Source organism: Agrobacterium sp. CG674, assembly GCF_053521645.1.
Genome location: NZ_JBNWDZ010000003.1, coordinates 20,572 through 44,489 on the forward strand (window position 1 = coordinate 20,572; position 23,918 = coordinate 44,489).

A 23,918-nucleotide genomic window follows, 5' to 3' on the forward strand; every position below is an offset into this window, starting at 1 on the left:
CACACTTTATTTTGTATGCCTACATCAATCTCAGATGTCTAAATAGTCGCTTAATAATATCGATGACTATTTTTATTGCGGATGAACAGCTTAACTGTCCATCCGCAAATATAGGGCGCGGGATACGCAATACCTGTTTACCCGCAACTGTGGGCCATTTGGAAACGACGCGCTTGGCGTGCTGGTTCCTGGCTACAAACTTTGTCTCAATTCCTCTTGAGGTAGAGCGCCTGTACCGTGGGATGGAGGGGTACGGCTCAAAAGAATCGTTCGCGAACGTAGATGGTGTCTCCGGCGATGACTGGTCCAGATATGATGATTCTGCCTGTCATGACATTGGCGTTGATTTTGCGGGTTATATCGACGTCACTCTGGTTGGCCCTGGATGTGAAGCCGCCCGCAACGGCAATGGCATTCTGCGCTGTCATGCCGGGTACATAGGAATATTGGCCCGGCCTGCCGACTTCACCCATGACGAAGACCGGGCGGTAGCGGTCGATCTCGATCGTCACGTCAGGATTTTTCAGGAAGCCCTGCTGCAGCTTCTGCGCAATACCGGATTCAAGCTGCGAGACTGTTTTGCCACGTGCTGAAACCTGACCCACGAGAGGAAACGCGACGTAACCAGCCTGGTCGACTGTATAGGTGTTCGTTAGCCCTGCCTGATCGAAAACGTTGACACGAAGGCGGTCGCCACTGTCAAGCCGATAGGGAGCAAGCGCTGCCTCGTTAAAGGCGCGCGGTGCCGGCTTATAAGCCGAGCAGCCGGCGAGAGTTGCTACCACAGCAACGATCAACGCCGATATCAAGGGTGGGGCAGCGAATGTCATCCGCAATCATGCTCCGAAGGAAACGTCATGACGCAGTTATCGGGGTGTTATGGTTAACACCCAGTAAACAAAAGAATTTCCTTTTCGATTTTGTCTCGTTTCATAGTCCTGAAGCGTCGCCTTAACGCTTGTGTTACCGGATGCAACTAAAGTTCCCGATGATCCGAATTGAAACACTGCGCTCAAAAAACCGAGAATGAATGTGAACGAAAATGCCCCTCACGCAGGTGAGTTTGATGACGCTCCGCAAAGACGTCGCAACCTCTCGGTCAACGACGTCGCCGATTTTCTTTCCATGCGGGGTGCAAAGCCGATTGTTGCCCTGCTTTCACCCAGTGGGGATGAAGGCTCCACCGCAAGCGTGATGTTGGCGAGATCCATTTCCGAGCTCGGTCAATCCGTAGTGCTGGTCGATATGACTGCCTCCGGCTGCCCAACGAAGCTCATGTCACAGGAGCCGGAACTCTCGGGGATTTCAGACCTCCTGTTCGGAGATACGGCATTCGGCGAAGCCATTCATCACGACCGCCTTTCAAGCGCACATATCGTGCCGCAGGGTGTCGCTCAACCCCGTAACGCCACCAGGCTCATCGAGCGGTTGACCATGATCCTGAATGCGCTCTCGGATAGCTACGACACCGTGCTGCTGGAGTTCGGTGCCGCTGACTTTGCAGGCGTCGCGACCTTGCTGAAATACATTGATGCTGAAGTCATCCTATCCCTTCCGGGATCGGACGCTTCCGCAAAAGCAGAGATACAGCTCGAACTGCAATCACACGGCTATGCCGATGTCATGGTGATCGGTGGAACTCACTCTGCTGATCTCGCAGCAGAGTGAGATTCATTTTTGTGGCTTAGGCCCAGCCATCCAGCGGATGATGAACATGGCTGGCACAATCCAAAGCAGGCCTGTTGCCATGAAATAGCTGAGATGCACCCACCAGGGCTGGGTGGAAAGCGCGGCTGTTGCGAAGCTTGTTGCGACCACCGCATAGGCGATTACCAGACAGATGATGATGATGGTGCCGATAAATGACCTGAGTCGCTGGGGCATGCCGTCTTCCGTTCGCGTTTGATCTCTACGGTTTCTTATACAGGCGCGACCCAATGCCGCAAAGCTTATTGCCGTGGAGCAGGGGTCTGAGGGCTTGTTTTGCACGATGTGTTGTTGCAAACCACCTTAAGGACTTGCGGAGTGTCAATACATGCGGGCAAACACGGTGGCCACATCAGAAATTCCTGTCGACCAGCGGCACGCGGAAGCGTTGAACAAGCAGGCGAAAGACCGTCATCTCTTGCGCATCTGGCTGCGGGTGGTGCTGTTTACGCTTTTCTGTCTGGTTCTGGTCGGTGGCGCAACGCGGTTAACCGAGTCAGGTCTTTCCATCACTGAATGGAAGCCGATCCACGGTGCCATTCCGCCGCTTTCCGTGGCTGAATGGGAAGAGGAATTCCAGCTTTACAAGCGCATTCCGCAGTATCAGGAAATCAACAAGGGCATGTCTCTGGAGGCATTCAAGGTCATTTTCTGGTGGGAATGGGCGCACCGGATGCTGGCCCGGGCAATCGGGCTGATATTCGGGCTGCCGCTGGCTTATTTCTGGCTTACGGGGTGCATCGAAAAGCGTTTGAAAATGCCTCTGCTTGGTCTGCTCGCGCTGGGTGGTTTTCAGGGCTTCATCGGCTGGTGGATGGTTTCATCCGGTTTGGTCAACCGCACGGACGTCTCGCAGTATCGGTTGGCGACGCATTTGACGATTGCGTGCCTGATTTTCGCAGGCTGTATGTGGATCTTGCGCGGTCTTTCACTCCATTCCACAGACGCCACGCATCAGCGACAGGGCAGGATGTTCGCTGCGTTTCTGGCCTTCTTCTGTCTGTTCCAGATTTATCTTGGCGCCCTTGTCGCCGGGCTAAACGCAGGACTTTCATACAATACATGGCCGCTTATGGATGGCGCACTGATTCCCGGCGACCTATTCCTGCAACAGCCATGGTGGATCAACCTCTTTGAAAACCCGAAAACCGTGCAGTTCGTGCATCGTCTCGGCGCCTACGGCCTCCTCGCGGCAACGCTCTGGCATATGATTTCACTGCTGCGCGCGAACCCCAGCACGCCCCACGCCCGTCGTTCGGTGTTGTTCTTCGTCTTGATCTGTCTTCAGGCGGCGCTCGGCATCACGACATTGCTGATGCACGTCAACATTCACGTGGCTCTTGCCCATCAGGGCATGGCGCTGCTGGTCCTCGCTTTCGCAATTGCCCATTGGCGCGGTTTCGTGGGTGAATATCCTGCCGACGCACAGGCTGTGGCAAAAGGCTGATTTCCGTCGTTGTGTTCCTTAGCTATTGTGGAATGAATGGCCGGTACGCTCTCAGTGTGATCATACGAAAAGGGCGGTGGAGATGCTCCACCGCCTTTCCGAATTCCGGTCTATGGCATTTCAAGCCAAGGCGTCGATCATGCCGACAGCATCAGTTCCATGTTCTGCACAGCCGCGCCGGATGCGCCCTTGCCGAGATTATCAAGAACCGCGACGAGGTTGATGTGTTCGGAGCTTCCAAACACAAACAGCTTCATCGTGTCCTGATTGACGAGCTCTTCCGCATCAATCCGCGTGACAGACTTGCTGTCTTCAAGCGGTACGACCTGAACGATGTCTTGACCAGCATAATGGGCAGTGAGGGCAGCGTGAATGCTCTCTACACTTGTTCCATCCTTCAGGTCGCCCAAAAACAACGGCACCTGAACAATCATGCCCTGAGCAAAGCGGCCGACGGAGGGTGAGAACAGCGGGGAGCGATCCAACTGACCGTGAATTCTCATCTCAGGCACATGTTTGTGCTTGAGTGTCAGGCCGTAGAGAAAATTGTTGGCGGCGATAGCGTCATCGCGGCTCTGGTCTTCCATCTGCGCAATCATCTGCTTGCCGCCGCCGGTGTAACCCGACACGGCATTGACGCTGACGGGATATGCGTCCGGCAGAATGCCTGCAACGCGAAGCGGTCGGATCAGGCCAATCGCACCCGTTGGGTAGCAGCCGGGATTCGCAACGAAACGGGCCGAACGCACTTTCTCGGCCTGTGCCCGATCCATCTCCGCAAAGCCGTAAACCCAGTTCTGATCGACCCGATACGCAGTCGAGGTGTCAATGATGCGGACCTTGTTGTTGCCGGATACCATGTTCACGGCCTCGATGGAGGCGTCATCCGGCAGGCAAAGGATCGATATGTCCGCATTGTTCAGCATATCCTCGCGCATCGCCGCATTCCGGCGCTCTGCCTCGGGAATTGACAGCAGTTCGATATCGCGGCGCTCGGCGAGGCGCGTGCGAATCTGCAAGCCCGTCGTGCCATGTTCGCCATCGATGAAGATTTTCGCTGTCATGTCCTTATCCTGAACTTTCAATAGGTTACAATTGTGGGCGGATTCAATGTGCCAATCACGTGATTCTATCTGTCAACTCGCTTTCGCCAGCTGTGCGGCACGCGCCTAAGCATATACATGGCTAAAGTTGCCCCGGCAATGAGCTTGGGAAATGACGATTTGTCTGCTTACCACGATTGGCAGGGTCCGATGCGGACTCCGCGGTTTGAGACTGCTCTGCTGCCTTTACGGAGCATTCGGGTTGTTGTAGATCGTTTGCCCTTGGTTGTGCTTCGGGTTTGTATTGATGAATTATCGCTCCGATATTGACGGGCTGCGTGCAATCGCTGTCCTTGCTGTTATTTTTTCGCACGCGAACATCGCCCATTTTGGCGGAGGCTTCATCGGGGTCGATGTGTTCTTCGTGCTGAGCGGTTATCTGATCACCAGCATCATTCTCGAAGACTATCGCCGAGGCGATTTTTCGCTCCCTCGATTTTATCAGCGTCGCGTCAAGCGCATCCTGCCCGCCTTGTTTTTTGTGCTGGCCTGTTCTGCCGCCGTGGCGTGGTTCTTGCTGCTGCCCGGAGCTTACGAGGCCTTCTCAAAGAGCCTGATGCTGTCGGCGCTCTCTGTGTCGAATTTTTATTTCCTCAAAAAAACAGACTATTTTGCAGCCGACGCGGCAGAGGTGCCGCTTCTGCACACTTGGAGCCTTGGAGTTGAGGAGCAGTTTTACCTTCTCTTCCCATTGCTCTTTCTATTTGGACTGAAGACGCGGACGATTTTCATCACGGTGGCAGTGCTGGCGGTAGCCAGCCTTATTGCTAGCGAGATAGGGTCCTGGTGGTTTCCTTCGGCGAATTACTACCTATTGCCGACAAGAGCCTGGGAAATTCTTGCTGGTTCTCTCTGTGCGTTTTACCTGATGGACAGAGAGCGTCGGCCAAATGGAATTCTCGCGGCGCTTGGGCTGATTTTCATTGTCTGTGCAATCGTCCTGTTCGAGCCTTCGACCCGCATTCCATCCTTTGCCGCCCTGCTGCCAGTCGGGGGAAGTGTGCTCTTGATCCTGTTTTCCCACCATACCGGGATTGTTGGGCGAATTCTGTCCGTGGCGCCAATTGTGTGGATTGGCCGCGTAAGTTTCAGTGCGTATCTCTGGCACCAACCCGTTTTTGCATTTGCGCGGATCAGAAGCCTGGAGCCGCCAACGCAAGTGATGATGTCCGGCCTGATCGTCCTTGTGCTCCTCCTTGCAGCCGTAAGCTGGCGCTTTGTCGAGCAGCCGTTTCGTCACGCCCGGGCGAGCGGTCGCAGAATTGCAATGTCGGTGGCGTTCAGCCTCGTGCTCGCAGTCGGTTTTGGCAGTTGGGGCGCGCAGGAGGGGTTGCCGTTCCGAGTTGATCCCAAGGTTGCCAGCTTCATGAACTCTGCCGTCTGGAGCGGTGCGTGCCTGTTCCAGTCCAAAGATGGGCTTCCCTTGCTTCCCGCTGAGAAATGCATGTTCAATACCGGCGCCGCGCAAAAGACCTACGCGATCTGGGGTGACTCGATTTCCGCCGCAATCTCGCCTGCGCTGCTGGAAGAACTTAAGGAACGCAATGTCGGACTGATCCAACTGACGCACGGCCATTGCGCTCCTATCGCTGATGTCTGGACATCGCGAAACGACCAAGCCGTCAATTGCTCTGAGTTCAATCGGCGCGCTCTGGATTATCTTTTGGCAAGCAAAGTTGAAGTGGTTGTCCTTGCCGCATCATGGGTCAATTTCTTCAACGCATCCCACATGTCCGTAGATGGTGTGGAATTGGGGGGGGCGGAGATTACAGTGCCGGTCTTGGCCAACAGGCTGAAACGGACTGTTGAGAAACTCGAGCAAGCCGGAAAGCGTGTCGTTCTCGTTTACCCAACACCGCGCTTCAATAAATCAGTGACGGAAGTGATGGCGGCGATGATGATCAAGGGCGATAGCACGCCGGATTTTGCCTATCCCGTTGCGCGTTTCAGGGAGGACACGGCGCGGGCTTATGCCATTCTGAATGGTGGCGCAGATCACAAGATCGAAAAGGTACTTCCGGAAACCATTTTCTGCGGACCTGCTGGCTCCGACCAGTGTTATCTCGGACGTGATAGCGTTCCCTTCATCGCCGATAAGAGCCACTACACGCAAAAGGGCGCAGAATTGGTTGTCGATGGCATCATGGACGAGCTTGAAAACGAGCCAGACGCCGAGAAGGCCGCTGCTCTCCGTCCGTAAGGACGTTGAACCTTGTTGGGGCGGGGGGACTCAGCCTCTCGTTTTGAATGCCTGACCGTATAGACTGCTCAAATAAAAAGGCGGAGCCGAAGCCCCGCCTTTCCAAATGTCGATAGTCCGATAAGCGATTAACGCTTGGAGAACTGGAACGAACGGCGAGCCTTGGCCTTACCGTACTTCTTACGTTCAACAACACGGCTGTCGCGGGTCAGGAAGCCACCCTTCTTCAGAACCGAGCGCAGGGCTGGTTCGAAGTAGGTGAGAGCCTTGGAAACGCCGTGACGAACAGCACCGGCCTGGCCGGAAAGACCGCCACCGGCAACAGTTGCGATGATGTCGAACTGGCCAGCGCGTGCTGCTGCAACGAGTGGCTGCTGCAGGATCATCTGCAGGACGGGACGTGCGAAATACGCAGAGTAGTCACGGCCGTTGATGATGATCTTGCCAGAGCCAGCCTTGATCCATACGCGGGCTACGGCGTTCTTGCGCTTGCCGGTCGCGTAGGAGCGGCCGAGTGTGTCAACCTTGCGAACATGCACGGGAGCAGAAGCTTCCGATGCAGGGGCGAGGTCTTTCAGGGAGGAAAGATCGGCCATTATCAGGCGCTCCTTACGTTCTTGCTGTTCAGCGTTGCCACGTCGAGAACGGCTGGCTGCTGTGCTTCATGCGGGTGGTTGGAACCGGCGTAAACGCGGAGGTTCTTCATCTGGCGACGGCCAAGAGGACCACGTGGAATCATACGCTCGATAGCCTTTTCGAGAACGCGCTCCGGGAAGCGGCCTTCGATGATCTGGCGAACCGTACGTTCCTTGATGCCACCTGGGTAACCAGTGTGCCAGTAATACTTCTTGTCGGAATACTTCTTGCCGGTGAAGACAACCTTTTCCGCATTGATGATGATGACATTGTCGCCATCATCGACGTGCGGTGTGTAGGTTGCTTTGTGCTTGCCGCGCAGGCGGGTTGCAACAACGGTGGCGAGGCGACCAACAACGAGGCCTTCGGCGTCGATGATGATCCACTTCTTCTCCACCTCGGCAGGCTTCTGAACGAAAGTAGACATTCTTTTAACTTTCTCTAGGACCTGTCACACCCAAACGGAGCATGCAGGCGTTTCTTGTTGCTTGAGGCTGTTCATAGTTTTCATAGTTTCACAGCCGAAAAGACGGCATTTCCGAGGAAATCCTGTCTGGCGCGCTTATAGGCGCTCACAAAAACCCCGTCAACGGCAGAGTTTTTGACGTCAGTCAAAAATGACAAGTAAAATCAGTGGGTTATGGATGTGGTTTTATAATACCACAAGAAATGTCTGTGAAATCAGCCTAATCGCATGGTCAGAACGCCCAAAGCGATGACGCCGCCTGCCACATACCGCCATAAGCTGGCCTTTTCGTTGAGGATAACGACGGAGATGACGATGGCGAAAAGAATGGATGTTTCTCGCAGCGCAGCCACCACCGCGACTGGTGCCTTCGTCATCGCCCAGAGCGCCAGACCGTAGGAGAGGATGGAGCCCGCGCCTCCCGCCAAGCCGCGGAACCAGTGCCGTCTCACATGTGCGGCAACCGGTTGCCAGCCGCGCTGGTAGAAGGCCCAGGAAAACAACATAAGCGGCGGCAGAAGCGACATCCACAATGTGTAGGAGAGCGGGCTGGTGGAAAGCCGTGCGCCGACACCATCTACGAAGGTGTAGCCCGCAATCACAACCGAATTCGCGAGTGCGAGCAGAATGGGCCACCTACCGCCACTGCGTGCTTCCAGCGCCAGAGTGAGGATGCCTGAGGAGATGATGGCGATTCCTGCAATGGCGGCTGCGCTCAGTGTTTCGCCCAGAAAAAGGTTGCTGCTGGCCGCAACGATGAGAGGGGCTACGCCGCGCATGATGGGGTAGACGAGGCCGATATCGCCCACCGTGTAAGCGGCGGCAACCAACCTGAAATAGGTGAATTGCAGAACAGCTGACAGCACCAGGAAGGGCAGGGCCGCAGAGCCGGGCATTGGCAGAAAAGGAATGAAGGGAATGGAGCAGGCGGCAGCACCTGCGGCAACCAAACTCGCATCCAGCGCCTTGTCTGCACCAGACTTGACGAGCGCGTTCCAGCCAGCATGCAGAAGTGCACCCAGCAACACCAACAGCAAGACATCAAGGGACAAGGTGCGACTCACATCTGTTTGAACATCGCCAGCTTATGCGCTCCGGTCCGAACTTGCACCGGTGCGTAAGCCAGCCATTGCGGATTGTTTGGAACGTTGGGTCGAACACGCTGTTTACCGTCACTCGCTGATAGCAGCAGGCATGCAGCTCACTTTTGTGACCCGCTGGTGCAGACAGGTGCTATAACTCATCCGCAGAACTGGAGGACGTGATGAACCACGATAGCTACGAAGACGATGACATCAGACGCATTCTGAAGGATGTCAAAACCATTGCTCTTCTGGGCGCATCGCCCAACCCGGCAAGACCAAGCCACGGAGTGATGAGCTTCTTGCTGAGCAAGGGTTACACTGTTTTTCCGGTCAATCCCGGTCAGGAGGGCAAAGAGATTCTAGGTCAGCACGTCTATGCGAAACTGGCCGACATTCCTGAATCCATCGATATGGTGGATGTCTTTCGTGCTGCGGAATTTTTGCCCGCTGTCGTGGAAGAAGTCATTCTCCTGTCGCCAAGACCGAAGGTCATCTGGGGGCAGCTGTCGGTTCGCCATGATGATGCCGCTGCGAAGGCTGAGGCCTACGGCATAGAAGTCGTGATGGACCGATGCCCCGCAATTGAGTATCCGCGTCTCAATATTGCATCATAGTTAGCACAAGTCGCACTTATCATTCGCCTTGAGAGCGTTATTATCCCTCTGCTCTCAAGGCAGGTAAAACAAAAATTGGAGGGACACATGTCAGCAAACAATCCCGGTTTCTCAACTTTGGCAATTCACGCCGGAGCGGAACCCGACCCCACCACCGGCGCGCGCGCCACGCCGATCTATCAGACCACGGCCTATGAATTTCGCGATTCGGACCATGCCGCTGCGCTGTTCGGTCTGAAGGAATTCGGAAATATCTACACCCGCATCATGAACCCGACTCAGGCCGTTCTGGAAGAGCGTGTTGCAGCCCTTGAGGGCGGCACTGCAGCCTTGGCAGTGGCTTCCGGCCATGCGGCTCAGCTGCTGGTTTTTCACACGCTTTTGCAGTCAGGCGATAACTTCGTGGCAGCCCGTCAGCTCTATGGCGGCTCGATCAACCAGTTCGGTCACTCATTCCAGAATTTCGGTTGGCAGGTCCGCTGGGCCGATGCCGCTGATCCGGCAAGTTTTGAAAGCCAGATCGACGACCACACGAAGGCCATCTTCATCGAAAGCCTAGCCAATCCGGGCGGCACATTCGTAGATATCGCCGCGATTGCTGAGGTCGCGCACAAGCACGGCCTGCCGCTGATCGTCGATAACACGATGGCAAGCCCATACCTGCTCAGGCCTATCGAGCACGGTGCAGATATTGTCGTGCATTCGCTGACGAAGTTCCTGGGTGGCCACGGCAATTCCATGGGTGGCGTCATCGTGGATGGCGGCACGTTCGATTGGTCTGCCAGCGATAAATTCCCGGCATTGTCGAAGCCGCGCCCGGAATATTCCGGTGTGGTGCTGCACCAGACATTCGGCAATTTCGCCTTCGCCATAGCAACCCGCGTCCTTGGTCTGCGCGATCTTGGTCCGTCGATTGCGCCTTTCAACGCCTTCCTCATTCTGACCGGTATCGAAACGCTTGCCCTGCGTGTGCAGCGCCATTCTGACAATGCTCTTGAGGTTGCCAAGTGGCTAAAGGCTCATTCGAAAGTCAGCTGGGTCAACTATGCGGGTCTGGAAGACAGTGCCAATCATGCACTTCAGCAGCGTTACTCGCCAAAGGGTGCCGGTTCTGTCTTTACATTCGGCGTGAAGGGCGGCTACGAGGCTGGCAAGGCGATTGTTGAAGGCCTGCAGCTGTTCTCGCATGTTGCCAATATCGGCGATACGCGCTCTCTGGTTATCCACCCGGCATCGACAACGCATGCGCAACTGACGCCGGAGCAGCAGACTGCCGCAGGCGCCGGGCCGGATGTGGTCCGTCTGTCCGTCGGCATCGAAGACGTCAAGGATATCATCGCAGACCTGGAACAGGCACTCGCCAAGGTTTGATCAGATCAGGAAAGGTTGCCCATGACCCATAGTCTCAACTTCAAGTCAGAGGGCGACCTTGCCGCCGTTCAGCCGGAAGAGGGTGCACCCGCACCCGGCCGGCTGATCTCGGGCGACCCGAAGTTCACCACATGGAACATCGAGGAAGCCTCCGGTGGGATCTATGCCGGAATATGGCAGTCCACGCCCGGCAAGTGGCGCGTCGAATATGACGAATGGGAATATTTCAGCATCCTGGAAGGATATTCCGTCCTGACGGAGGACGCTGCCGAGCCCATCCATTTGCGCGCGGGTGATCGTCTCATCTTAAGACCCGGCTTTAAAGGAAGCTGGGAAGTGATTGAAACGACTCGCAAGGACTATGTGATCCGGCTGTGAGGCGAATCGCGTTACGACCCCCACACCAGATCTAACCGCTCGAGGCCGTGGAAATGATACACGTCCTTCACCTGCGGCTTTTGCGAGATACGCAGGCCGGGCAGGCGTTTGAAGAGGAGCGGCAACACGATGTTGAGCTCCAGCCTTGCCAGAGGTGCACCGATACAGAAGTGAATCCCGGCACCAAAGGACAGGTTTGGTGCCTCGCTCCTATCGGGCATGAAGCTGAGCGGATCGGTAAATTTCTTCGGGTCGAGATTGGCCGCCGCCAGAATGAGGCTGACCTTGTCACCGCGATTAAACGTGATGCCGTCGATCTCAACGGTCTCAAGTGCCCATCGCTGGAAAATGTGAACCGGCGCGCCAATGCGCAGCGTTTCTTCCACCGTCCTCTCGGTTGACTTCTCATCCTGAAACAGCACACCGGTGTCACTTCCACTCTCCAAGATGACGCGGACCGAATTGCCGATCTGGTGCACGGTTGCCTCATGCCCCGCATTCAAAAGCACAATCGTCGTCGAGATCAGTTCCTCGTCGGTAAGATACTGACCCTTGTGTTCGGTGTGGATCATGTGGCTCAGCAGGTCGTCCTTCGGCTCTGCCCGGCGTTGCGCAATCACGGTTCGCACATAATCCGCAAATTCCTTCGCGGCGATGTCGGCGGCCAGCTCATCCTCACGGGTACGCTTGAACATGTACATGCCGACATAGGCATGCGACCATTTCAGCAGTTGCGGTCCCATATCTTCGGGAATCCCGATCATGCGGGCAATCATCGTCACCGGAATGATATCAGCGAAAGAGGATAGCAACTCCGTCCTGCCATCAGCCTCGAACGCGTCTATCAAACCATTGGCGAGTGCTTCGATCTCCGGTGTCATCTTCTCGACATGGCGCGACACGAAGGCACGGTTCACCAGCGTTCTTAACCGCGTATGTTCCGGCGGCTCGATTTCCAGCAGCGAATGCCGCTCCGCCGCATCGAAGTGGGTGACATGGTCCTGTGGCGGCGCGAGGCCCAGTTCCTCGCGGGTGGCAACGTGCAGGATCTGCCGCCCGAAGCGCCGGTCTCGCAGCAACGCGTTTACATGGTCATAACCCGTGAAAAACCACTGCTTCTGCTCTTCCCAATAGAAGGTGGGACAGTGGGCATGCAATGCGGCATAGACCGAATTGGGGTCGCCATAGAATGCGGGGTTGCGGGCGTCGAGCGAAACCGAACGTTTGTCGGTGTCGATGTGAAGGAATTCAGGCACGGTTTTCATGCCTGATCCTTAACTGAAAGCCATGCCGCGAGAAAGTGATTCTATTCGCCCACAGCCACCCCTTCGCGGCGAGGATCGGCGCTACCGATAAGTCCCTGACCGGTGATTTCGATGGCATGGAGACCGGAGTTCATCTCTCCCGGTTTAACCTGATAACCCAATGCTTTAAGAGGTTCTGCTAATGTTTCGGCACTGGTTCCGGCTTCGATATCGTAGGTGCCGAAGCGGTTGATGAGGTGCTGTTGCGCCACGATCTTTTCCACTGGCATGCCCCAGTCGATATAGGCAACGAGCGCCTGCGCAACATAGCCGATGATCTGGCTGCCGCCCGGCGACCCGATGGCGAGCAACGGCTTGCCGTCTTTCATCACGATTGTCGGCGCCATGGAGGAGCGCGGACGCTTTCCGGGCTCGACACGGTTGGCAACTGGCACGCCATTGTCATGGGTCTTGAAGGAGAAATCCGTCAGCTCGTTGTTGAGCAGAAAGCCATTGGTCATCAGGCGCGAGCCGAAGCCACTCTCGATTGTCGTCGTCATGGAGACGACATTGCCTTTGGTATCGACAATGACGAAGTGGCTGGTGGAGGGCATTTCGAGCGTTGGCCCGCGCCCGAACAATGAGGCGTGGTCCCATTGCGGCTCCCCGGCTTTGACAGCATCTGCGGCAAGCGCCTTGTCGCCATCCAGCAACGCGGCGCGCGTGGCCAGATAATCCTTGGCAAGTAAGCCCTTGGTGGGTAGCGGCAGGAAATCCGGGTCTGCGACATAGCGTTCACGGTCGGCAAAGGCGAGGCGCTGCGCATCCCCAATCAGCCGCCAGCTTTCCACATTGTCTGGTCCAAGCGCCCTCAGATCGAAGTTTTCGAGCATGCCCAGCATCTGCCCCACAGCCACGGCACCGGAGGAGGGCGGACCCATGCCGCAAACATCCAGCGCGCGGTAGTTGGCGCAGACCGGCTCGCGCTCTTTGATGCGATAATTTGCAAGATCAGTAAGCGACAGGACGCCCGGATTGCCGGTCGCCTCTCGCACGGTCTTGACGATCGCCTCAGCAATCGGCCCGCTGTAAAAAGCGTCAGCACCACCAGCTGCAATGGCACTAAGGGTCTGCGCATAGGCCGGGTTTTTCAGAACATTGCCGGCCTTTAGCGGCGCGGCAGACGCATCATAGAAATAGCTGCGCGGCGCATCGTATTTCTTCAGCCTTTCGCCTTCCGATGCAATCAGGGAGGCAAGACGCGGAGATACCTGAAAGCCGTCGGTGGCCAGTGTTTCGGCTGGCTTCAGCACGTCGGACCATGGCGTTTTTCCGTATTTGCGGTGCACGTCTGAAAGCAGCCGTACCGTGCCTGGCGTGCCGACAGAACGCCCGCCGATGACGGCATCCATGAATTTCAGCGGTTGACCCGTCTCATCGAGAAACAGTTTCGGCGTCGCCTCCATCGGCGCGGTTTCGCGTCCGTCAAACGTCGTCAGTTTTTTGGCTGCGGCATCGTAATAGACGAGAAAGGCGCCGCCGCCCAGGCCGGAGCTCTGTGGCTCTACAAGGCCGAGAACCGTCTGAACCGCCACCATGGCATCAATGGCATTACCGCCATCAGCAATGATCTTCCGCCCAGCCTCGGCAGCCAGCGGGTTGGCCGCGGCCACCATGAAATTCTTTGCCTCGACACGACTTGCCGCTTTAGTGCCCGTTGCCCGCTCCGGGGCGAGAGTGTCAGATGCCTGCTGCGCCTGGACTGAGCCAGCGGTCAGGGCGGCTAAAAGCGAGACGCCGGTGAAAAACCTGATGGGCATGGCAGAACCTCCGTTGCTGGCGCCCAAGATTGGGTCGCCTGCGCATGAAGGTCAAGTCATGAACTAACGATTGGCGATGCTGGCAATGCGGGTTAGGGCGGCAACCTGGCGGTCGGCGTTGTTGTCAAATGGGTCTTCGTCCCGGTCATCCGCCGGTATGACGATATTGGTGGAGCCCTCACGGACCACTGTGCGATTACGGCCTTCCTTCTTGGCGCCATAAAGCGCGCGGTCCGCCATGATCATCAATGTGTCGAGGTCCGCGTCCGCCGCAGGTGAGGTGTAAACACCAGCGCTGACCGTTGCCATAAATTCCCGGTTGTCTGTCCTCATAACGATCCGGCTGAAATAAATCCTGATAGCTTCAGCCAGAACAGCCGCCTTCGCCGGGTCGTCGCACTCTGCCAGGCAGGCGAATTCCTCACCTCCCATGCGCACCATCACGCCCTGTCCATCTGCGATTTGTCCAGCCTGCGCACAGAACTTAACCAGCACTTCATCGCCCCACTGGTGGCCATACTCGTCATTGATCTTTTTGAAGTGGTCGATGTCGAACAGAATGAAGGCAATGTGTCTCGACGTGCCTGTAAGGCGCGCTTTCAGCGTGTTGAAAGCATGGAAAAGGCCACGACGGTTCAGCGTGCCGGTCATGTGGTCTGTCATGGCCAGATGTTGCAATGTGCGACTGCCGTCTTCCATGAACATCTTGACCGCTATCATGGTAATGATCACGAATCCCAGCGCTGATGCCAGCGCAGCTGTGCCCATTGGGGGAATAAGTTCGGTGGTTGCTGCAGTGTAGGGAATGATAATCCATGCCGAGACGCAGCCCATGAGGGCTTGAAAAATGAGTGCAACAGCCAGAAATTTCCGCGTGCTTGATATGTATTCCTTTGAGGTCAAAAGCACGCCGGCGAGCATGCAGTAGCCTACGCCGGAGCAAAAATGATACAGAATGATCCGTGCTGTCATGCTTTCGCGCGCAGGATTGATAAACATGAAGGCGATCCAGATCAGCGCTGGGATTGCAATCCAGCCATCGATCCTGCGGTTTTCAAGCTTCAGCAGTCCTGCCAGCCACAAACCAAAGGCACCAAGCGCGATGGTATTGGCGATCTGAATCGACCAAAAGTTAGGAATGACCCCACGAAGCCCGATAAGAATAGTGCCGATGCCAATACACGCAAAGCCAGCAGAAAAGCACAGGTGATATTTCTTTGCCGGATTGTGTAGCCATACGACCGCCAGAACAGCCGATAGGGTCAGGGTCTCCATCGACCAGAGTAGCATGCCTGTCTTGGCGTCCAGCACGGTGCAATCTCACTTTAATACAGCTTTGCGCGAAGATATGCGTATCGGTATTCGCCGTGCACATGCTTGATCGCGTACTACTTGAATTTGATGCTAAAAACCGAAAATCAGAATACACCGGATCGGCCTGAGGGCAATATCAGCACTTAAACCCTAAGAAGTTATTTCTGATTGTTATTGCGACTGGTTGTTGAACATAATTTTTTGTCCGGTTAATCTTTGATTGACCAAAAATACGTTGGAGGGTTGAAGACGTTGCTCGCTTTGTGAAAGGCGGATGGCGTTGAGGAGCGCGGCAGTGTAAGCCGACTATGGATTTTTGCCGGGACGCGATTAAGGATATCCGTTACCTCAGTCTTGAAGAACCGGGCAATGACACTCTATGTAGAGAGTAGACGAATAGAATTGATTCCGGATGCGAAAGCCGCCGGGTTAGAGTTGACAAAGGACGGACATGAGAAATCCAGTTGATACCGCCATGGCTCTGGTGCCGATGGTTGTGGAACAGACCAATCGCGGCGAACGGTCCTATGATATCTATTCACGTCTGCTGAAAGAGCGGATCATCTTCCTGACCGGTCCGGTGGAAGACCATATGGCGTCGCTCGTTTGCGCGCAGCTCCTGTTTCTTGAATCGGAAAATCCGAAAAAGGAAATCGCGCTGTACATCAATTCTCCAGGTGGCGTCGTAACTGCCGGCATGGCTATTTACGATACAATGCAGTTCATCCGTCCAGCCGTGTCCACGCTTTGCGTCGGTCAGGCTGCGTCGATGGGTTCGCTGCTTCTGGCTGCCGGTGAGAAGGGCATGCGTTTCTGCACGCCGAATGCTCGCATCATGGTTCACCAGCCATCCGGCGGTTTCCAGGGTCAGGCGTCCGACATCGAGCGTCATGCCCGCGACATCATCAAGATGAAGCGCAGGCTGAACGATGTCTACGTGAAGCACACGGGCCGTACACTTGACGAAGTTGAAAACACGCTCGACCGTGACCACTTTATGGATGCGGACGAGGCAAAGGGCTGGGGCGTCGTCGACAAAATTCTGACATCGCGTCAGGAAATGGAAGCCGTTACCGGCAGCTAAGGCGCTTTAAATGTGATCCGGGTTTGAAGCTCCGAATGAATTTCGGGGTTTCAACCGAAAAATAAAGCGCTAATAGTAGTTATTAAGGCTGTGTTGAATTTTTATGACATAGTTTGTTGTGATCCTGCATAAGCTTGTTTGGGCTGAGAGGGGTTGCAGTACCAAATGCTGAGGCGTCACTGCTTTGGAGTTTGAAGGGGAATTCGTTGCCGCCGTTGCCGGATCATACGTCCGAAAACGGTTAGTACCCCGGGAACGAAGCGGATATGGATGCTTATGGGAAGCGACCGTTTCTGCAGACGATAAGTTGACCGCGTTTCGCGGTGCGAAACAGCGGCGTGCTGGAAGGAAAGAGATATGAGCAAAGTCAGCGGCAGCAACGGCGGCGACTCTAAAAATACACTCTATTGTTCATTCTGCGGCAAGAGCCAGCACGAAGTCCGGAAACTCATCGCCGGGCCGACAGTATTCATCTGCGATGAATGCGTCGAATTGTGCATGGACATCATCCGCGAGGAAAACAAGACATCTTTGGTGAAGTCGCGCGAGGGTGTGCCCACCCCGCAGGATATCATCAAGATCCTCGATGAATATGTTATTGGCCAGAAGCAGGCGAAGAAAATCCTGTCGGTGGCTGTACACAACCATTACAAGCGACTCGCAAATTCGACCAAGAACGGCGACATCGAGCTGGCGAAGTCGAACATCATGCTCGTTGGTCCGACGGGTTGCGGCAAGACCTATCTTGCCCAGACGCTCGCGCGCATCATCGACGTGCCGTTCACAATGGCTGACGCCACGACGCTGACCGAAGCCGGTTATGTGGGTGAAGACGTTGAAAACATCATTCTGAAGCTGCTTCAGTCTGCCGATTACAACGTTGAACGCGCTCAGCGCGGCATCGTCTACATCGACGAAGTGGACAAGATTTCCCGCAAGTCCGACAATCCGTCCATCACAAGAGACGTATCGGGCGAGGGCGTGCAGCAGGCACTGCTCAAGATCATGGAAGGTACGGTTGCATCCGTTCCTCCGCAGGGTGGCCGCAAGCATCCACAGCAGGAATTCCTGCAGGTGGATACGACCAACATCCTGTTCATCTGCGGTGGCGCATTTGCCGGTCTCGACAAGATCATTTCTGCACGTGGCGAAAAAACCTCCATCGGTTTTGGCGCGACGGTGAAGGCAGAAGACGATCGTCGTGTTGGCGAAGTGCTGCGCGAACTGGAGCCGGAAGATTTGGTCAAGTTTGGTCTCATCCCGGAATTCATCGGTCGTCTGCCAGTCTTGGCAACCCTTGAAGACTTGGACGAGGACGCATTGATCCAGATCCTTTCGGAGCCGAAGAACGCTCTCATCAAGCAGTACCAGCGCTTGTTCGAGATGGAGGATGTCGAGTTGACGTTCCAGGGAGACGCGTTGCGCGAGATCGCTCGTCGGGCCATCACCCGCAAGACCGGTGCACGTGGACTGCGCTCGATCATGGAGAAGATCCTGCTCGACACGATGTTTGAGTTGCCGACCCTGGAAGGCGTTCGTGAAGTCGTCATTTCTGATGACGTCGTCAGCGGTGCCGCCCGTCCGCTCTACATTTATGCGGACCGGCAGGAAGAGAAAGCCAACGTTTCAGCTTAAAGCAGCGTGGGCTCAGCAATTAGTTACAAGGACCCGCCACTGGCGGGTCTTTTGGTTTGTTATTCACCGGAAACGTTCCCATATTCTCTTGGCATCGGATTTAACGTTTGGAGCGGATTGGCTTCTCCGATAGAGTTTTAGAGTGATTTGCGGCGCGATATGATGTCTTTTGCGGCAGTTGTCTGTTTTGCGATTCTCTAAGACGAACCAAAAAACGGAAATCTGAAGCCTATTGTGATGCGTAGCGTGTGTACGATTGAAGCCGTGTGTTCACGGCAAGCCTATATGCTTTTGTGACTTGAAAATGACAGTGACGAACTCCACTTTTAGTCACGACAAAGAATATGCCGGAACCTCCCCAAGAAAGTCCGGCAAGCGTCCCTCACAAGGGGACCATTGAAAGGAAATGATATGACAAACGTTCCGTCTGCTGCATCTGGTGGTACATATCCTGTACTTCCCCTGCGCGACATTGTCGTTTTCCCACACATGATTGTTCCACTGTTCGTCGGGCGGGAAAAATCCATCCGTGCGCTGGAAGAAGTCATGGGTTCTGACAAGCAGATTATGCTCGTCACTCAAATTAACGCCAGCGATGACGATCCAGACACATCTGCCATTCACCGTGTCGGCACCATCGCAAATGTTCTGCAATTGCTGAAGCTGCCAGATGGTACCGTCAAGGTTCTCGTCGAAGGCAAGGGCCGTGCCCGCATCGAAGACTACACGGCGCGTGAAGATTTCTACGAAGCCACTGCGGTTCAGCTTTCCGAGCCTGAAGAAGATCCCGTCGAAATCGAGGCTCTGTCACGTTCGGTGATCTCAGAGTTCGAAAGCTATGTGAAGCTGAACAAGAAGATTTCGCCTGAGGTGGTTGGTGCCGCCGGCCAGATCGACGATTATTCCAAGCTTGCTGATACCGTTGCATCCCATCTTTCGATCAAGATTGTCGAAAAGCAGGAAATGCTGGAAACCGTCAGCGTGAAGCAACGCCTTGAAAAGGCGCTCGGCTTTATGGAAGGCGAGATTTCGGTTCTTCAGGTTGAGAAGCGCATCCGCTCGCGCGTCAAGCGCCAGATGGAGAAGACCCAGCGCGAATACTATCTGAATGAACAGATGAAGGCGATCCAGAAAGAGCTCGGAGACGGCGAGGATGGCCGCGATGAGATGGCTGAGCTGGAAGAGCGCATCTCCAAGACCAAGCTTTCCAAGGAGGCCAAGGAAAAGGCCGACGCGGAAATGAAGAAGCTGCGTCAGATGAGCCCGATGTCTGCTGAAGCGACCGTCGTGCGCAATTACATCGATTGGCTGGTCGGCTTGCCGTGGGGCAAGAAGTCCAAGATCAAGACGGATCTGAATGCAGCCGAGGCAACACTCGAGCTAGATCACTTCGGTCTTGATAAGGTCAAGGAACGTATCGTTGAGTATCTGGCTGTTCAGGCCCGTGCGACGAAGATTCGTGGCCCGATCCTGTGCCTCGTCGGTCCTCCAGGCGTGGGTAAGACATCGCTTGCCAAGTCGATCGCGAAGGCAACCGGCCGCGAATATGTTCGCATGGCGCTCGGTGGCGTTCGTGATGAAGCTGAAATCCGCGGTCACCGCCGGACCTATATCGGCTCCATGCCCGGTAAGATCGTTCAGTCGATGAAGAAGGCCAAGAAGTCCAACCCGCTCTTCCTGCTCGATGAGATCGACAAGATGGGCCAGGATTTCCGTGGCGATCCTTCATCAGCGTTGCTGGAGGTGCTCGATCCGGAACAGAACTCCACATTCATGGACCACTATCTCGAAGTGGAATATGACCTGTCGGACGTTATGTTCGTAACGACAGCCAACACGCTGAACATTCCCGGCCCTTTGATGGACCGTATGGAAGTCATACGCATCGCCGGTTACACGGAAGATGAAAAGCGCGAGATCGCCAAGCGTCACCTTCTGCCGAAGGCAATCAAGGAACATGCTTTGCGCCCGGAAGAGTTTTCCGTCAGCGACGATGCTCTGATGGCCATCAGCCAGCAATATACCCGTGAGGCTGGCGTTCGCAGCTTCGAGCGCGAGTTGATGAAGCTTGCGCGCAAGGCTGTCACGGAAATCATCAAGGGCAAGTCGACGTCTGTGGCCGTAACGGCTGCAAACATCAACGATTACCTGGGCGTTCCGCGCTACCGCCATGGTGAAGCCGAAGGCGAAGATCAGGTCGGTGTTGTCACCGGTCTGGCCTGGACCGAAGTGGGCGGCGAGTTGCTGACCATCGAAGGCGTGATGATGCCCGGCAAGGGCCGCATGACCGTGACGGGCAACCTGAAGGAAGTGATGAAGGAATCCATCTCGGCAGCGGCGTCTTACGTCCGCTCGCGTGCAGTTGATTTCGGCATTGAGCCGCCACGGTTCGACAAGTCCGATATCCACGTGCACGTACCGGAAGGTGCGACGCCTAAGGATGGACCATCGGCTGGTGTTGCTATGGCAACCGCCATCGTGTCCATCATGACGGGCATTGCGGTCGACAAGAATGTAGCAATGACGGGTGAAATCACCCTTCGTGGTCGCGTTCTGCCGATTGGCGGATTGAAGGAAAAGCTGCTGGCGGCTCTGCGTGGCGGTATCAAGAAGGTCTTGATCCCGGAAGAAAACGCAAAGGATCTGGCGGATATTCCTGACAACGTCAAAAACGGAATGGAGATCATTCCGGTGTCACGCATGGGTGAAGTCATCAAGCACGCGCTTGTGCGTATGCCCGAGCCGATCGAATGGGATGGCAGCATCGAGACGCCCGTCATAGCAACTGTCGACGGCGTGGATGACGCCGGTCAGACAATCGCACATTGAAACGTGCGTGGCAGGCATGATGCTTAATAAGCACAAAAACACAAAAAGGCTGGCAGTTATGCCAGCCTTTTTTGTGAAAAGGTCCTGAGACCCCTTGTTTTTCAGGCCGTTCCAGCGCTTTTGGGTGGCGGTACGCAAATAGATAAGTATTCTGCGCCAATCCAATTTGAGTCGTTTCAAACCATTGAAAGGGGTGGAAACATGAACAAGAATGAGCTCGTTTCTGCAGTTGCCGAAAAGGCTGGTCTTACGAAGGCTGATGCCGCTTCTGCGGTAGACGCAGTTTTCGAAACCGTCCAGGGCGAACTAAAGGCCGGTGGCGACATTCGTCTCGCAGGTTTCGGCAGCTTCACTGTAAGCCGTCGCGAAGCCTCCAAGGGCCGTAACCCATCCACGGGTGCAGAAGTCGATATTCCGGCTCGCAACGTTCCTAAGTTCTCTGCAGGCAAGGGCCTGAAGGACGCTGTCAATTCTTGAGTTTCCAGGGGCTGCGGCGCCAGCGGCGCGCTGACAGCTCTCCGGCTTACGAGGAATGAATTTGGCCCATTGTGCGTTCAGCGCGAAGGTGTCATCGAAATGCAAAAAGCCCGGCTTTCCACGCCGGGCTTTTTGTTTATGAGTGAATTTTAATTGTCATGCGCCTGTCATCTCCATAGCCCAAGAACCCATCATGCATTTTTCAATGCCATGAAGGGGACACCATGACATTTCGTTTTTCCAGTGCCGCACTTACCGCAGCTCTGTGCGCATCCGTCGCATTTCCGGCTGCCGCCGAACAGGTTTTCAACCGCATCGCGTCATTTCCGGTAGCGCAGAATCTGCCCTCTGACAAAGACGCGAAAACGGTCACATCAGCTGAAATCATCACGGCGAGCCAGGACGGCAAGACGCTGATCTATTCGGACAGCCCGCTTGGTGGCATCGGTTTTATCGACATTACCGATGCGAAGGCCCCAAAGGCACTCGGCGCGCTGATGATGGATGGTGAGCCGACATCGGTCGTGGCCTCCGGTACGAGGGTCTTTGCAGGCGTCAACACGTCTGAAAGTTTCGTCAAGCCATCCGGCAAGCTCGTCACTGTCGATATTGCTGGTAAGAAAATCGAAGCCAGCTGCGACCTCGGAGGCCAGCCTGACTCCGTTGCGATTTCCCCCGACAAAAGCTTCCTAGCCATCGCCATCGAAAATGAGCGCGATGAGAAGGTCAATGATGGCGCGCTGCCGCAATTGCCAGCCGGCTTCCTCGTAACCATCGGTTTGAAGGACGGCGCTGCCGATTGCTCGACACTTAAGAAGATCGAGATGACCGGCATTGCCGAGATCGCGCCTGATGATCCGGAGCCAGAATTCGTCGCCATCAATGCCAATGGCGAGATCGTTGTTACGCTTCAGGAAAACAACCATATCGCCATCATCGATGGCAAGAGCGGCAAGATCACGAGCCACTTTTCCGCTGGCACCGTCGATCTTGAAGGCATTGACACGAAGTCAGACGGTCAGCTCAAGTTCACTGACAGCCAGAAAGCCCGCAAGCGCGAGCCGGATGCCGTTAAGTGGCTGGACAATGACCGCCTCTTCATCGCCAATGAAGGTGACTGGGAAGGCGGTTCGCGCGGCTTCACCATCTTCGACAAGACCGGCAAGCTGCTCTACGAAGCTGGCTCCAGCTTGGAACAGGCAGTTGCAGCCATCGGTCATTATCCCGAAAAACGGTCCAAGGCGAAGGGCATCGAACCGGAAGGTTTGGAATCTGCCACCTTTGGCAACGAGAAATATTTCTTCGTTCTGGCCGAACGCGCATCTGTTGTCGGCGTCTATAAGGACACCGGCGCCGAGCCACAGCTCACGCAGCTTCTTCCATCCGGCATTTCACCAGAAGGCGCTGTCGCTATTCCATCGCGCAACTTGCTGGTGACAGCCAATGAGGCGGATCTGGGAGAAGATGGCGGCGCACGTTCGCATGTCATGATCTTTGAACGCGCTGAAGGGCAGGCGGCCTATCCGCAGCTCACCTCGGCAACGGTCGATGGTGCGCCAATCGGTTGGGGTGCTCTTTCCGGTCTCGTGGGTGATGCAGAGAAGGATGGCATTCTCTACGCCATCTCCGACTCGGTCTATGGCAACCAGCCATCAATCTACACCATCGACGCAACGAAGAAGCCTGCGCTCATCACCAGCGTTTTGCGCGTAAAGCGTGACGGCCAACCGGCGCAGAAGCTCGACATGGAAGGCATTACCCTCGATGGCAAGGGCGGCTTCTGGGTCGCATCCGAAGGCAACAGCGAAAAGCTCGTTCCGCACGCGCTTTACAACGTCAACGCCAAGGGCGAGATCAAATCCGAAATCGCACTACCAACAGATCTTCTGCAGGGAGAAACCCGCTTTGGTTTCGAAGGCGTGACCTTGGTCGGCAAGGGTGACGACGCGACGCTCTGGATGGCTGTTCAACGTGAATGGGGCAAGAGCGAAAAGGGTATGGTCAAACTGGTATCCTACAATCTGAAATCCGAGGAGTGGGGCGCCGTGCACTACCCGCTGGATGAGACGAAGGATGGCTGGGTAGGTCTTTCCGAAATCACTGCTCACGGCGACAATGTCTATATCGTCGAGCGCGACAACCAGATCGGCGATAAGGCCAAGATCAAGAAGCTCTACAGCGTCGCAATCTCTGACCTGAAGCCCGGCAAGATCGGCGGCGAGTTGCCATTGGTCAAGAAAACCGAAGTCCATGATTTTCTGCCTGACCTGAAGGCTCAGACAAACGGCTACGTCGTGGACAAGCTTGAAGGCTTCACCTTCGACAAATCCGGCAAGGCATTTGCCGTAACCGACAATGACGGCGTCGACGATTCCTCGGGTGAGACACTGTTCTTCCCGGTCGATCTGAAGGGCACACACTAATCTGTGCGACGCCTCATCCTTGCCACAAGGGCAAGGATGACAAAGCCGATGAATGGGACTCATAAAACAAGAAAGCCGGGCGTCA

Annotated in this window: 20 protein-coding genes; 11 read left to right on the plus strand and 9 right to left on the minus strand. The window is 55.4% G+C overall.

The window, feature by feature from the left end:
- Positions 1–257: 257 nt before the first annotated feature.
- Positions 258–830 carry a polysaccharide biosynthesis/export family protein gene (locus ACQZ51_RS09330; RefSeq protein WP_448776697.1) on the minus strand — a complete coding sequence of 191 codons (573 nt, stop codon included), beginning with the start codon at positions 828–830 and terminating at the stop codon, positions 258–260.
- 202 nt (positions 831–1,032) lie between these two features.
- Between ACQZ51_RS09330 and ACQZ51_RS09335 the strand changes: the two genes are divergently transcribed.
- Positions 1,033–1,668: a tyrosine-protein kinase family protein gene (locus ACQZ51_RS09335; protein WP_448776699.1), complete on the plus strand. Its 636-nt coding sequence runs from the start codon at positions 1,033–1,035 to the stop codon at positions 1,666–1,668.
- A 3-nt stretch (positions 1,669–1,671) separates the two neighbouring features.
- On the opposite strand, the gene ACQZ51_RS09340 is transcribed toward ACQZ51_RS09335, so the two are convergent.
- Positions 1,672–1,884, minus strand: coding sequence for a DUF2842 domain-containing protein (locus tag ACQZ51_RS09340; protein ID WP_042618492.1), 213 nt, complete (start codon positions 1,882–1,884; stop codon positions 1,672–1,674).
- Between the two features lie 151 nt (positions 1,885–2,035).
- Between ACQZ51_RS09340 and ACQZ51_RS09345 the strand changes: the two genes are divergently transcribed.
- Positions 2,036–3,154 (plus strand): COX15/CtaA family protein, encoded by a 1,119-nt coding sequence (locus ACQZ51_RS09345; protein WP_448776701.1) that lies wholly within the window; start codon positions 2,036–2,038, stop codon positions 3,152–3,154.
- Between the two features lie 137 nt (positions 3,155–3,291).
- On the opposite strand, the gene argC is transcribed toward ACQZ51_RS09345, so the two are convergent.
- Entirely contained in the window at positions 3,292–4,218 is a 927-nt protein-coding gene (gene argC, locus ACQZ51_RS09350; RefSeq protein ID WP_448776702.1) for an N-acetyl-gamma-glutamyl-phosphate reductase, read from the minus strand.
- 286 nt (positions 4,219–4,504) lie between these two features.
- Between argC and ACQZ51_RS09355 the strand changes: the two genes are divergently transcribed.
- Entirely contained in the window at positions 4,505–6,457 is a 1,953-nt protein-coding gene (locus ACQZ51_RS09355; protein WP_448776704.1) for an acyltransferase family protein, read from the plus strand.
- Between the two features lie 128 nt (positions 6,458–6,585).
- Here the strand turns inward: ACQZ51_RS09355 and rpsI are convergent, their stop codons facing one another.
- From rpsI to ACQZ51_RS09370, 3 genes are all read right to left on the minus strand, one after another.
- On the minus strand, positions 6,586–7,053 hold the full coding sequence (rpsI, locus tag ACQZ51_RS09360; protein ID WP_192066595.1) for a 30S ribosomal protein S9: 468 nt from the start codon (positions 7,051–7,053) through the stop codon (positions 6,586–6,588).
- Between the two features lie 2 nt (positions 7,054–7,055).
- Complete coding sequence (gene rplM, locus ACQZ51_RS09365) at positions 7,056–7,520, minus strand: 50S ribosomal protein L13 (RefSeq protein WP_192066593.1); 465 nt, start codon at positions 7,518–7,520, stop codon at positions 7,056–7,058.
- Positions 7,521–7,774: 254 nt separating this feature from the next.
- The gene (locus tag ACQZ51_RS09370) at positions 7,775–8,611 is read right to left on the minus strand and encodes an EamA family transporter (RefSeq protein ID WP_448776707.1); all 837 of its coding nucleotides are present in this window, start codon (positions 8,609–8,611) and stop codon (positions 7,775–7,777) included.
- Between the two features lie 212 nt (positions 8,612–8,823).
- Between ACQZ51_RS09370 and ACQZ51_RS09375 the strand changes: the two genes are divergently transcribed.
- The 3 genes from ACQZ51_RS09375 to ACQZ51_RS09385 all read left to right on the plus strand — a co-directional run bounded on the left by ACQZ51_RS09375 (position 8,824) and on the right by ACQZ51_RS09385 (position 11,007).
- Positions 8,824–9,258: a CoA-binding protein gene (locus ACQZ51_RS09375; protein ID WP_448776708.1), complete on the plus strand. Its 435-nt coding sequence runs from the start codon at positions 8,824–8,826 to the stop codon at positions 9,256–9,258.
- A gap of 87 nt (positions 9,259–9,345) precedes the next feature.
- The gene (locus tag ACQZ51_RS09380; RefSeq protein ID WP_448776709.1) at positions 9,346–10,629 is read left to right on the plus strand and encodes an O-acetylhomoserine aminocarboxypropyltransferase; all 1,284 of its coding nucleotides are present in this window, start codon (positions 9,346–9,348) and stop codon (positions 10,627–10,629) included.
- Between the two features lie 21 nt (positions 10,630–10,650).
- Positions 10,651–11,007: a cupin domain-containing protein gene (locus ACQZ51_RS09385; protein WP_448776711.1), complete on the plus strand. Its 357-nt coding sequence runs from the start codon at positions 10,651–10,653 to the stop codon at positions 11,005–11,007.
- A gap of 11 nt (positions 11,008–11,018) precedes the next feature.
- Here the strand turns inward: ACQZ51_RS09385 and ACQZ51_RS09390 are convergent, their stop codons facing one another.
- The 3 genes from ACQZ51_RS09390 to ACQZ51_RS09400 all read right to left on the minus strand — a co-directional run bounded on the left by ACQZ51_RS09390 (position 11,019) and on the right by ACQZ51_RS09400 (position 15,382).
- On the minus strand, positions 11,019–12,272 hold the full coding sequence (locus ACQZ51_RS09390) for a cytochrome P450 (protein ID WP_448776712.1): 1,254 nt from the start codon (positions 12,270–12,272) through the stop codon (positions 11,019–11,021).
- Positions 12,273–12,313: 41 nt separating this feature from the next.
- Positions 12,314–14,071, minus strand: coding sequence for a gamma-glutamyltransferase (gene ggt, locus ACQZ51_RS09395; protein WP_448776713.1), 1,758 nt, complete (start codon positions 14,069–14,071; stop codon positions 12,314–12,316).
- Between the two features lie 63 nt (positions 14,072–14,134).
- A complete protein-coding gene (locus ACQZ51_RS09400) occupies positions 14,135–15,382 on the minus strand; it encodes a GGDEF domain-containing protein (RefSeq protein ID WP_448776715.1) in 1,248 nt (415 codons plus the stop codon).
- Positions 15,383–15,836: 454 nt separating this feature from the next.
- On the opposite strand from ACQZ51_RS09400, the gene clpP reads away from it, so the two are divergent.
- The 5 genes from clpP to ACQZ51_RS09425 all read left to right on the plus strand — a co-directional run bounded on the left by clpP (position 15,837) and on the right by ACQZ51_RS09425 (position 23,833).
- Complete coding sequence (gene clpP, locus ACQZ51_RS09405) at positions 15,837–16,469, plus strand: ATP-dependent Clp endopeptidase proteolytic subunit ClpP (RefSeq protein ID WP_448776717.1); 633 nt, start codon at positions 15,837–15,839, stop codon at positions 16,467–16,469.
- 357 nt (positions 16,470–16,826) lie between these two features.
- Positions 16,827–18,104, plus strand: a complete 1,278-nt coding sequence (gene clpX / locus ACQZ51_RS09410; protein WP_448776718.1) for an ATP-dependent Clp protease ATP-binding subunit ClpX — start codon at positions 16,827–16,829, stop codon at positions 18,102–18,104.
- 411 nt (positions 18,105–18,515) lie between these two features.
- Entirely contained in the window at positions 18,516–20,933 is a 2,418-nt protein-coding gene (gene lon / locus ACQZ51_RS09415) for an endopeptidase La (RefSeq protein ID WP_448776720.1), read from the plus strand.
- 183 nt (positions 20,934–21,116) lie between these two features.
- Positions 21,117–21,410: a DNA-binding protein HupB gene (hupB, locus tag ACQZ51_RS09420; RefSeq protein ID WP_446737711.1), complete on the plus strand. Its 294-nt coding sequence runs from the start codon at positions 21,117–21,119 to the stop codon at positions 21,408–21,410.
- Positions 21,411–21,634: 224 nt separating this feature from the next.
- A complete protein-coding gene (locus tag ACQZ51_RS09425; protein WP_448776722.1) occupies positions 21,635–23,833 on the plus strand; it encodes an esterase-like activity of phytase family protein in 2,199 nt (732 codons plus the stop codon).
- The last annotated feature ends 85 nt before the right edge of the window (positions 23,834–23,918 follow it).